Raw genomic sequence first — 10,291 nt, 5'->3', positions numbered from 1 at the left:
TCCGATCGTCCGGCCGACGCGTATTCAAGATGGCCCCGATCCATCATCACTTCGAGTTACTCGGTTGGCCGGAAACCGTCGTGATCGCAAGATTCTGGATCTTCGTCGCGATCTCGTGCGTCCTGGGACTTGCCACCTTCTACAGCGAGTGGTTCTCCGCTGCCGGTTAGACCGATTCACTCTTTCGGGTCGTAGCCAGAAGAGCGATCAGACCGAGCGACACACACGCCGTCATCGTGACGGCCAGGGCTGTGCTCGTGTTTCCCAGCAGGCCGACTGCCGGCGCGATGGCCGCACCGACGCCGAACTGGAATGCCCCGAGCATTGCCGCGGCAGTACCGGCCGCTTCGCCGTGACGAGCGAGCGCCAGTGCCGGGGCGTTGGGCAGAACGAACCCGATGGCACCGGCCATGACCCACAGTGCGATCACGAATCCGGCGAGCCCGCCCAGTTCCAGGACCGCGACAGCAATGACGACGGCCCCGGAGACAACGGCAGCCACGAGGGCCCACTTGGTGATCTGCTGGGGAGTCCACCGATCGAGCAGTCGGACGTTGACCTGCGAAGCGCCGATCAACGCAATCGCGCCCGCACTGAAGAGCAGTGCGAACTCTTGCTGATTGAGGCCGTACTGATCCTGATAGACGAACGACGCGCCCGAGACATACGCGAACAACGACGCCATACCGACGCTGGAGACGAGCGTCAGGACCATGAACGTGCGGTCGCCGAGCAGCGAACCGTAGGTGCGGAGAACCGACGTCAATCCGCTCGGGCGACGCTTTTCCTTCGGCAGTGTTTCGGACAGTCCGAACGCACCGATCATCGCCGTGCCGACGCCGATCAGTGCCAGGACGACGAAGATCCCGCGCCAGTCGAGGGCGACGAGGAGGGCGCCACCGATGCTGGGCGCCAGGATCGGCGCAACGCCGAGCACGAGCATCAGCCGGCTCATCACGACGGCAACGGTGTTACCGCTGTAGAGGTCGCGGACGATCGCCATGGTGACCACTGCCGCGGCCGCCGCGCCCATGCCCTGGAAAACCCGCAGGATGCCGAGGACAGCGATGCTCGGTGCGAAGACCGCCAGCAGCGAAGCCAGGATATGGACGCCGATTCCGGCAAGCAGCGGCTTTTTGCGGCCGAGAGTGTCCGAGAGCGGCCCGACCAACAGCTGTCCGAGTGCGAGGCCGATGAGAGTTCCGGTGATCGTCAGCTGAACCGTTGACGACGAGACTCCGAGATCGGCGCCGATATCCGGCAGCGCGGGCAGGTACATGTCGATGGTGAAGGGCCCGAGCGCGGTCATGGAACCGAGGGCAAGAATCTTCCCGACGCTCGGCTTGCGGTCGACACTGCTTGTATCCAGCGGGGCCGTCTCCAAGAGCGGAGCTGCCTTCACAGGCGGGGCGATGGCGGTGTTCTCGGCACTCATGAAACCTTCTGGGTTGTCTGGGTCTGGCGAACTGCTCGGTCGTTCGGTCGAAAGTCGGGCCGCAATCGAATGACCTGCGCCCACCGAGGGAGTCAGCATCGAGACTGACCGATTTGTTCCCGAAAGGCCCGCACTTTTCCCAGAGACTGGAACGCTTGGTGAGAATGCACTCGAATCATGCTGAGCGGAACTGTGGTTCGAGATCGTCACTCAGGGCAGAGTTACTCACTGACGCGGGTGTGGCTGAGTGGCTAGGCACCGGCCTGCAAAGCCGTTCACACGGGTTCGAGTCCCGTCATCCGCTCGTGTCGGAGACCGGCAGGCATATCGCCTGCCGGTCTCTCTTGTGTGGTCCTGGTTCGCGGGGTCGGCTGCGATAGTCTGGGCTGCCGGAGCGAGCGGACCACATGAGTGAGGCACTGAATTGATTTCGGGACAGGACCTGCGATCGCGGCGCTTGCACGTGGGGATCAGTCAGTTCCAGTTCGCCCGCCAGGCGGGAGTCTCGTCAGCCGTCGTCTCCGCGTGGGAACTCGACAAGGCGTATCCGAAGCCACCGGCGGAACGAGCAGTTCTCACGGCCCTCTCCGCGCTGGAAGCGGCCAAGCGTGAGGGCACGTACGCGGCCCCCCGGAAGCGATCGAGCGGTAGTACCCGTGCGCGTCGAGCGACACCGGTCAACGACCCCGCCTCGGTGGCCAGGCGTGCGGTCGCGGGGGCAGGAAACGGTGGCCCCACCGTATTGACGGCGTTCTCCGGTTGTGGCGGTATGGCCGAAGGCTTTCGGATGGCGGGGTTTTCGGTGGAGGGATACATCGAAGTCGTGCCGGAGGCGCGCGCGACCTTCGATCGGAACTTCCCCGGCGCGAAGTGCCTCGGTGAGGACATCCGGGCGATCGACGAAGCCCGTGTGAAAGATCTTCTGGCACAGGTGAATATCGATGTGTTGGCCGGGGGGCCGCCGTGTCAGGGTTTCAGTCTCGCCGGCCGGCGAGACCGCGACGATCCGCGTAACCATCTCTTCCGGAACCTACTCGAGCTCGCCGATCTGGTGAGGCCGAAGGTCGTGGTGATGGAAAATGTTCGGCTGCTGCTGAGCATGAAAGACCCGGACGGTGGGATGGTCGTCGACCGGATTCTCGGCGAGATGGCTGCATGCGGTTATGACGCCTCGGTCAACACGGTGAATGCGCAGGATTACGGAGTGCCGCAGTTCCGGGAACGAGTGTTCATCGTGGCGACCCGCCGCGACAGTGGTATCGGGCCGCTGCGTTTCCCGCCGAAGACTCACGGCGTGAATGATGTTGCACCGCTGAGGACTTTCCGCGACGCCACCGTCGACCTGGCCCCGCTGGAATCCGGGCAGGCCTGCGAGACGGACCCGCTGCACTGGGCCGTCGAACATCCCGAGCACGTCTTGCGGTGGCTGCGTGATGTACCAGAAGGAATGTCGGCGCACGACAACGAAGATCCGGCCATGCGACCGTCGTCCGGGTACAACACGACGTACAAGCGCCTCCGGTGGGACGAGCCGGCGTCCACGGTCGGAACCACTTTCGGGATGATCTCGGCTTCACGCAACGTGCATCCGAAACACACGCGATCGTTGACCGTTCGAGAAGCTGCTCGCCTCCAGACCTTTCCCGACGACTACATCTTCGAGGGCAAGTGGGGAGCGGTGCGCACGATGATCGGCAATGCGGTGCCGCCGCAGCTGGCGTCGGTACTGGCAGGAGAGATCAAGAAGGCACTCGGCTGAGATAGAGCACCTACGGAAAATGGGGCCGACGATGTCGGCCCCATTTCGAGTTACGCCCTGGCAGGGGTGTGGTGCAAGCGAATCAGCTGAGGTTGAGCTTGGCGATCAACGGCTGGACGACCTTGATGATGTCGATGACGGCGCTGAGGGTGTTGATGGAACCCATGTTTCGGTCCTCCGTGTCGTATGTACAGGTGTGTATGTACAAGGTTGTGTCTGCGTGGTGTTTCTGTACGACCTTGTGTCGCAGACACAAGTTAGCAAACTGGACGCTTGTTTGGGTCGAAATGACGGCTTTGCGCTGAAGTTGCTGAAAAGTTCACGGATTGTTCAGGAACGTAAACAAAAAACAGGCCGGACTCCCCGAAGTCCGGCCTGTCGATGACGCTTTGCGATCAGCTGAATGCCGAAAGTGCGCTGATGAGGCCGATGCCCGCAACTGCGACCTTGAGGACACTCAAGACGTCTTCGAGCTTGACACCCTCGGGCAATACGTTTTCGACAGACTCCATGTTGGATCCTTCATGTGTTGGGGTCGTGGTCCAGTGCCACTGCAAGCAAGATACCCAATCGTGACCACCTGTGAAACCCCGGCACGAAGATCACAGTTGTGTTGCGCCGGACTCACTGGCCGTCGCGACAACGGTGGCTGCCACTATTTGCTCCACGCTGATGCCCGCTGCCGGTAGGCAGTGGTAGAAGATTCGTTCGCAGAGGTCGACCATTTCGCCTCGCTCGAGCGTCGGCTCGTCGATCCAGTTGACGACGATTTCCTCCATGAATGCCTGCCACCCGGCGATTGTCGCCTCCACGGTCGCATTCGATTCGATGCCTAGATTCGTCAGCGCAGCGACAATCCACGTGGTGAAAGTGCGGCGCATGCCTCGGTAGATCGTGCGCATTCGGACGTCACCACTGCCGGCCATACGCATCACGGCGAGGTAAATGGTGGGGTGCTCGATAACGGCGTCGACGAATGTCTCGATACCTGAGCGCAGCTGGGACGTGATGGGTAGCTCGGGATCCGGTCGCATTCGATCTTCGAGATCGGCCGAGGCGGCCTCGAGGATGGCGTTCTGGAAACCCTTCTTGTTCTTGAAGTAGTGGAACAGCAGTGGCGGCGAGACACCGGCCTCGGCTGCGACGCGATCCATCGACAGTTGGTCGAAAGGCTCGGTCCGCAACATGTGTACTGCCACCTCGAGGATTTGCCTCTGACGGTCTTCGGGGGAGCGGGGGACTGCAGCCATCCGGTCATCTTATGTATTGGTTCGGAAGGTTCATTGACTTTTACTCAACGCTGTCTATAACGTGAGGTAACACATACGTGAGGCGAGGAGTCCGACAGTGTCTGCTTTCGACATCGTGGTCAACGACGGGTTGTGGTTCGACGGGACGGGGGCTCCAGGTCTGCGTCGTAATCTCGGAATTCGAGACGGCGTGGTCGCGGAGGTGTCCACCACGAGCCTGGAGATCGGGCCGGACACCGAGGTGATCGACGCGGCCGGCAAGTGGGTTCTCCCGGGTTTTGTCGACGTCCACACGCACTACGACGCCGAAGCCTTGGTCAGTCCAGGGCTTCCGGAATCGGTTCGCCACGGCGTCACGACGGTCGTGCTCGGCAATTGCTCGCTGTCGACGGTGTATTCGACCCCGCGCGAGATTGCGGATCTGTTCAGCCGGGTCGAAGCAGTTCCCCACGACGCGGTGCTGCGCATCCTCGAAGCGAACAAGACCTGGACCGGTCCCGCGGCGTACACCGCCGCCCTCGAAGCCCTTCCCCTCGGACCCAATGTCGCGGCCTTCATCGGTCATTCCGATATCCGCACGCACGTACTCGGACTGGGGCGCGGTACCGACAAGAAGGTCAAGCCGACTCGCTCGGAACTCGTCCGGATGGGCTCGATGCTCGAGGACGCCATCGACGCTGGGATGCTGGGCCTGTCGTCGATGACCAATGCCCTCGACAAGATCGACGGCGACGAATATCGTTCTCGCTCTTTGCCGTCGACGTATGCACGGTGGAAAGAGTTCCGATTCCTCAATCGCATCCTTCGTGATCGCGGAAAGATCTTGCAGAGCGCTCCGACCATCAACCTGCATCCGAACGTCGCGGCGTTCTTCGCCGAAAGCTCGGCGATCGGGCGCAAGAAGCCGCTCAAGACGTCGCTGCTCTCCGGCGCGGATTCGAAGGCCTACCCGGTGATCGTGTACTTCATGCTCGCTGCGGCCCCACTGCTCAATCGCTTCGCCAAGACCGATTTCAAGTGGCAGCACCTTCCGGTTCCCTTCACCGTCTACGCGGATGGAATCGACCTGGTCGTGTTCGAGGAGTTCGGTGCCGGCGCCGCCGCTTTGCACCTCAAGGACCAGGTGGAGCGCAACGAACTGCTCCAGGACGAGTCGTACCGTCGCGCATTCCGTAAGGACTACGACAACAAGTTCTCACCCCGCATCTGGCATCGCAATTTCTACGATGCGGTCATCGTGGGATGCCCGGACGAGACGTTGATCGGCAAGAACTTCGGTCAGGTCGGTGACATCCGCGGAGTGCACCCGGTGGACGCGTACCTCGACCTGGTGGTGAAGTACGGGCGAGATCTTCGCTGGCGCACCACCATTGCCAATCACCGGCCCAAGTTCGCGAAGAAACTCGCCGCGAGTTCCGGTGTGCAGATGGGCTTCGGCGATGCCGGCGCGCATCTGCGCAACATGGCGTTCTACAACTACCCGGTGCGACTCCTCAAGCGCGTCAAGGACGCTCAGAGTGACCGCAAGCCGTTCCTCACCATCGAGCGCGCAATCCACCGCCTGACGGGCGAACTGGCGGACTGGTACGGCATCGACGCCGGGCATCTACGCCAGGGTGACCGCGCGGACTTCGTTGTCATCGACCCGGCCGGGCTCGACGAGTCGGTGGACGGGTTGTTCGAGGCAAAGGTTCCCGAGTACGGCGGGATCAGCCGGATGGTCAACCGCAGCGACGACGCAGCCGTCGCTACGGTGATCAACGGCCGACTCGTCTACCGCGAAGGTGAATTCGCCCCCGGATTCGGAATCGAAAAGACAGGTCAGTTCCTGCGTGCCGGTGAAAAGGCTCCGGTTACCAGGGCCGCGAAGACTAGCGTGGCGCTATGACTACACCGGCGGATCGCCTCACCTCGTACTCCCGGTCCGGGCTGACCTTCGACGTACGCGACGAAGGTCCGGCAGACGGTCCGGTGGTGGTCCTCCTGCACGGTTTTCCGCAGGATTCGAGCTCGTGGGATCAGCTCGCACCGCTGCTGCACACCCGCGGCTTCCGCACGGTGGCGCCGGATCAGCGAGGGTACTCACCCGGCGCCAGGCCGAAAGCGCGCTGGGCATACCGCGGGTCCGAACTCGCCGCTGACACTGTCGCACTGATCGACGCGCTCGCGGTGGGCAAAGTGCACCTGGTCGGCCACGACTGGGGTGCCGCAGTCGCATGGCAGGTCGCTGCCGAGCGGCCCGATTTGCTCAACACCGTTACCGCGGTGTCGGTTCCGCATCCACTGGCGTTCGTCAAGGCGATGGTGACCAGCACGCAGGGACTGAAATCGTGGTACATGGGGGCGTTCCAATTGCCGTTCGTTCCCGAGAAGGTTCTGTCCTCCACCTCGGCGGGTGAGAAGTTCCTGATCTCGAGCGGGCAGACGCCGGAGAACGCACGGCGCGATCTGAATGCCATGCTGGCTCCCGGTCGGCTACGCGGCGGTCTGAACTGGTACCGCGCGATGTGGATGACCAAGCCGAACCCCGCAACTGCCAGGGTCACCGTGCCGACCCTGCACGTCTGGAGTGACGGCGACGCCGCCATCGGCCCCAAAGGGTCTGCGCTCACCCCCGCGTTTGTCGACGGCCCGTACCGGTTCGAGGTTCTCAGCGGCGTGAGCCACTGGATTCCGGACGAGGCGCCGGTCGAGTTGGACCGACTGCTGGGTGAGCATCTCAGCAGCTGACCGCGTTTTGATCACTGAAGCCCCGCCAATCGGCGGGGCTTCAGTTGTCAGCAAGGTCGTCGGCCAGCGGTGGTCAGCGAGTTCCGAATCGCTCTTCCACCTGCTCCTTCGTCAGGCCGAATTCCTCGAGCGTGTACTTGTGCGACGGTTTGCGAGCACCCGAACGGCTTTCCTCGTGCATGGCCTCCATCGACTGCTGCGCAGTAGATGTCAACGGGATGTCGAAGTGCGTGTAGATGTTCTCGACGGTTCCCAGCGGATCGGTGACGAAGTCCTGATAGTCGACGTCGATGAACTGTGCGGGATTGTGGTGTGCGCGTGCACTGTCGAACTGCTCGAGCCCCCTGGCCCACAATTCGAGCTGACTTTCGCCGATCACCTTGTCGGTGAACGTGTTCGACCAACCCTCTGTCGCCTGGGCGGCCAGGCTGCACACCGACGGAATGATCGTCGTAGGGGAGCGGTGAGTCTGAATGACGAGAGCGTCGGGGTACGCCTCCATCAATTCGTCGAGCGCGAACAGGTGGCTCGGGTTCTTGAGGACCCACCGTCGATCCTGATCGGGCAGACCGATCAGCTGCAGGTTCTTCTTGTGTCGTGCATAGGCGTTCGACCACTCCTGGTCCTTCAGCCATGCGGAGTACGTGGGTAGATTCGCCAGGCACTCGTACGACACGGACTTGAACGTCTGACGCAAGAGTTGCCAACATTCTTCGACTTCGCTGGCCGACATGTAGTGCACGCCCATGAATTCGGGATGCTCGACGTGGTGTTGACCGAATGTCTCCTCGATCTTGGCGAAGACCGGGTTCGATTCCCACGTATCGCGAGGCGGGCGAGGCTGAGGGAACTCGGTCAGCCACATCTCGAGGCCCTGGTGAGCCGGGTCGACCGTGAGGAGGCGGTGCAGGGCAGTGGTGCCGGTGCGCGGCAATCCGGTGACGAAGATCGGCCGCTCGATCTTGACGTCGGCGTGCTCCGGATGCTCCTTCCATGCGGATTCACTGAGCAGACGTGCCACCAGGGCGCCGCGAAGGAATACCCGAGAGATCTTGCTGCCGAACGGCGTCAGATCCTCGTCGCGGTCGTAGGACTCGAGCAGGACCGACAGAGCTTCGGTGTAATCGTCGACGCCGAAGTCCGTCAGTCCGGTCATCCGCGTCGCCGAGGCGTGGAGATCCTCGACGGTGCCGACGTGAGTGCGTTCAGTCATGGTGCTCCTAGTGATGGAATTCGCCGCAGTTGACGTCGATGCATTGGCCGGTGATCGCGCTGGCCATCGGAGACGCCAGGAAGATCGCCGCGTCGGATACTTCATCCGTCGTCGGCAGGCGCTTGAGGTCGGTGTTCGACGCAGTGTGCTCGTAGATCTGCTCGACGGTCATGCCGAACTTCTCCGCCTGGTGCGCGAAGTATCCCTTGAGGGTGTCTCCCCAGATATAGCCGGGTGCAATCGAATTGACACGAATTCCCTGCGGGCCGAGTTCGGTGGACAGGGACTGCGACATGGCGAGCAGGGCCGACTTCGCCATCTTGTAGCTGCCGTAACGCTCTTGCGAATGCCGCAACACCATCGAATTGATGTTCACCACGGAGCCGTCCGACTCGGCAAGTGCCGGCGTGAACAGCTGAGTCAGGCGCAACGCACCCAGTACGGTCAGTTCGATGCTGTCGCGGATGTGCTGGTAATCGGTGCGAGCCAACGGTTTCATCGACGGAATCGAGAATGCATTGTTGATCAGAGTGTCCACTTTGCCGTAGGCGGCAATGGACTCGGCCACCAGATTCTCGGCGGAAGCCTGGTCGGTGATGTCGGTGGCAACGGTGACGGCGCGCCCACCGGCATCGACTATTTCCTTCGCAACGTCGTCGAGTCGCGATTGCGTACGTGCTGCGAGAACAAGACTCGCGCCGGCCGACGCACATCGAAGGGCCAGAGCGCGGCCGAGTGCCGGGCCGACTCCGGAGATGACTACTACACGGTCTTCGAGCAAGGCGGTCATGATTACCCCAGCATTCGGTTGTCGATGGCGGCCTGGCGCTGGGCAATGCGCGCTGCCCAGTCCTCGGCGGTGATGGCGTTGGTGTCGAAATGCGGCAGGTGCTTCGCAATATCTGCGACGGCGACGATTTCGACGGTGGGACCGTCCTGCGGCGTCAGCTCGCGGGACACGCGCTGCCAACGGAACTGCAGAATGCCGCGCGGATGTCCGACGGTTTCGATCCAGTTGGTGACACCGGGGTTCTTCTCGCTGACCACCATTCGAACCATCCCGTCCGGATCGACCTGTGCCTGGCCGTTGTTGAGGGAGGTCTGATGATTGACGTAGTCCAGTGAGATGTACCAGAGGCTCCCCAGTTGGAAGCCGAGATACGGTGCGTCGGAGGCGGGAACGGTGATGATCATCGCCTGCTCGTCGGTGAGTTCGTAATGTCCCACCGACGAGTACTGCGTTGCCAGCCCGCCCGGTGTCAGGCGTGGTTCGGTCATGGTGTTGACCGCGAGCTTGAGGTAGAACCACTCCGGGAACTGGAGCCACGTCTTGACCCGCGTGACCAGTGCCTTCCCAGCCCGGGCGTAACGCTTCTCGGTCTCTTCGGCGGTGAGAGGTGGCGGCGCGATCCCGATCGAATCGGTGAGCTCGATGCGGATCACGCCGCGCTGCTGACTCCAGTCGCTGTAGACCTCGCGAACGACCAGCTGCGAGGATCCGGGCGCCAGGGTGTAGTAGTTGGCTCGTCCGTCGGCGGGGCCGGGGCCGAACCAAGCGACGAAGTTGCCGTCGTCGTCTATCTCCAGCTCGCGGTCGTCGAAGGCAATTTCGCTTCCGGGAACGTTCGAGTTGGTGTAGTTCCCACTCAACACTTGGAAGCTGAGATCGGCTGTGGTGCCGCGCTTTCCGGTGACCTTGTATTCCTTGTCGTCGTTGATTCGGGCGCCGAAGTACAGAGTGTCGGGGTTGTCGAGGCCCATCTTGGTGAATGGTCCGGTGCCCTGGATGAAACTCGGATGGGTCTTTTCGCCGGCCCAGGCGGCATGCGTCGTCGCGATGATTCCGCCGGCCAGATATTGGTATCCCTCCAGTAGATCCTGTTCGGATCTGATGTGCGGCGCAG

The 10,291-nt window shown here is 62.3% G+C and carries 9 protein-coding genes, 1 tRNA gene and 1 pseudogene; 5 read left to right on the top strand and 6 right to left on the bottom strand.

Annotated features, from left to right (window positions below; genetic code table 11):
* Nucleotides 1–170, top strand: a pseudogene (locus tag A2J01_RS35145) (phospho-N-acetylmuramoyl-pentapeptide-transferase); the annotation flags it as partial.
* Here A2J01_RS35145 and A2J01_RS15270 read toward each other — a convergent pair.
* The gene (locus A2J01_RS15270; protein WP_100084653.1) at nucleotides 167–1,435 is read right to left on the bottom strand and encodes a multidrug effflux MFS transporter; all 1,269 of its coding nucleotides are present in this window, start codon (nucleotides 1,433–1,435) and stop codon (nucleotides 167–169) included. The pseudogene A2J01_RS35145 and the gene A2J01_RS15270 sit on opposite strands and share 4 nt — an antisense overlap.
* A gap of 233 nt (nucleotides 1,436–1,668) precedes the next feature.
* On the opposite strand from A2J01_RS15270, the gene A2J01_RS15265 reads away from it, so the two are divergent.
* Together A2J01_RS15265 and dcm are read left to right on the top strand one after the other, a co-directional pair.
* Nucleotides 1,669–1,739, top strand: a tRNA-Cys gene (locus A2J01_RS15265).
* A 159-nt stretch (nucleotides 1,740–1,898) separates the two neighbouring features.
* Nucleotides 1,899–3,194, top strand: a complete 1,296-nt coding sequence (gene dcm / locus A2J01_RS15260) for a DNA cytosine methyltransferase (RefSeq protein WP_064113030.1) — start codon at nucleotides 1,899–1,901, stop codon at nucleotides 3,192–3,194.
* A gap of 82 nt (nucleotides 3,195–3,276) precedes the next feature.
* Here dcm and A2J01_RS37205 read toward each other — a convergent pair whose 3' ends face one another.
* Together A2J01_RS37205 and A2J01_RS15255 are read right to left on the bottom strand one after the other, a co-directional pair.
* Entirely contained in the window at nucleotides 3,277–3,402 is a 126-nt protein-coding gene (locus A2J01_RS37205; RefSeq protein WP_003941303.1) for a hypothetical protein, read from the bottom strand.
* Between the two features lie 394 nt (nucleotides 3,403–3,796).
* Nucleotides 3,797–4,444 (bottom strand): TetR/AcrR family transcriptional regulator, encoded by a 648-nt coding sequence (locus A2J01_RS15255; protein ID WP_042923173.1) that lies wholly within the window; start codon nucleotides 4,442–4,444, stop codon nucleotides 3,797–3,799.
* A gap of 97 nt (nucleotides 4,445–4,541) precedes the next feature.
* On the opposite strand from A2J01_RS15255, the gene A2J01_RS15250 reads away from it, so the two are divergent.
* Entirely contained in the window at nucleotides 4,542–6,332 is a 1,791-nt protein-coding gene (locus A2J01_RS15250; protein ID WP_064113029.1) for an N-acyl-D-amino-acid deacylase family protein, read from the top strand.
* Nucleotides 6,329–7,174 (top strand): alpha/beta fold hydrolase, encoded by an 846-nt coding sequence (locus A2J01_RS15245; RefSeq protein ID WP_064113028.1) that lies wholly within the window; start codon nucleotides 6,329–6,331, stop codon nucleotides 7,172–7,174. The genes A2J01_RS15250 and A2J01_RS15245 overlap by 4 nt, the downstream gene beginning before the upstream one ends.
* A 73-nt stretch (nucleotides 7,175–7,247) precedes the next feature.
* On the opposite strand, the gene A2J01_RS15240 is transcribed toward A2J01_RS15245, so the two are convergent.
* The 3 genes from A2J01_RS15240 to A2J01_RS15230 all read right to left on the bottom strand — a co-directional run.
* Entirely contained in the window at nucleotides 7,248–8,387 is a 1,140-nt protein-coding gene (locus tag A2J01_RS15240; protein ID WP_020908307.1) for a sulfotransferase family protein, read from the bottom strand.
* A 7-nt stretch (nucleotides 8,388–8,394) separates the two neighbouring features.
* A complete protein-coding gene (locus A2J01_RS15235) occupies nucleotides 8,395–9,177 on the bottom strand; it encodes an SDR family oxidoreductase (RefSeq protein WP_064113027.1) in 783 nt (260 codons plus the stop codon).
* A gap of 2 nt (nucleotides 9,178–9,179) precedes the next feature.
* Nucleotides 9,180–10,291, bottom strand: a 1,112-nt coding sequence (locus tag A2J01_RS15230; protein ID WP_064113026.1) for a hypothetical protein, incomplete at its 5' end; no start/stop codon positions are given.

The sequence above is a fragment of the Rhodococcus sp. EPR-134 genome (assembly GCF_001647205.1).
Lineage (GTDB): Bacteria > Actinomycetota > Actinomycetes > Mycobacteriales > Mycobacteriaceae > Rhodococcus_F > Rhodococcus_F qingshengii.
This window is presented reverse-complemented; position numbering and strand designations above follow the sequence as displayed.

Bases quoted from the DNA above. Each gene is read 5' to 3' on its own strand.
- A2J01_RS15245 (WP_064113028.1), top strand. From the start codon at position 6,329: ATGACTACACCGGCGGATCGCCTCACCTCGTACTCCCGGTCCGGGCTG.
- A2J01_RS15270 (WP_100084653.1), bottom strand. From the start codon at position 1,435: ATGAGTGCCGAGAACACCGCCATCGCCCCGCCTGTGAAGGCAGCTCCG.
- A2J01_RS15235 (WP_064113027.1), bottom strand. From the start codon at position 9,177: ATGACCGCCTTGCTCGAAGACCGTGTAGTAGTCATCTCCGGAGTCGGC.
- A2J01_RS15255 (WP_042923173.1), bottom strand. From the start codon at position 4,444: ATGGCTGCAGTCCCCCGCTCCCCCGAAGACCGTCAGAGGCAAATCCTC.
- A2J01_RS15240 (WP_020908307.1), bottom strand. From the start codon at position 8,387: ATGACTGAACGCACTCACGTCGGCACCGTCGAGGATCTCCACGCCTCG.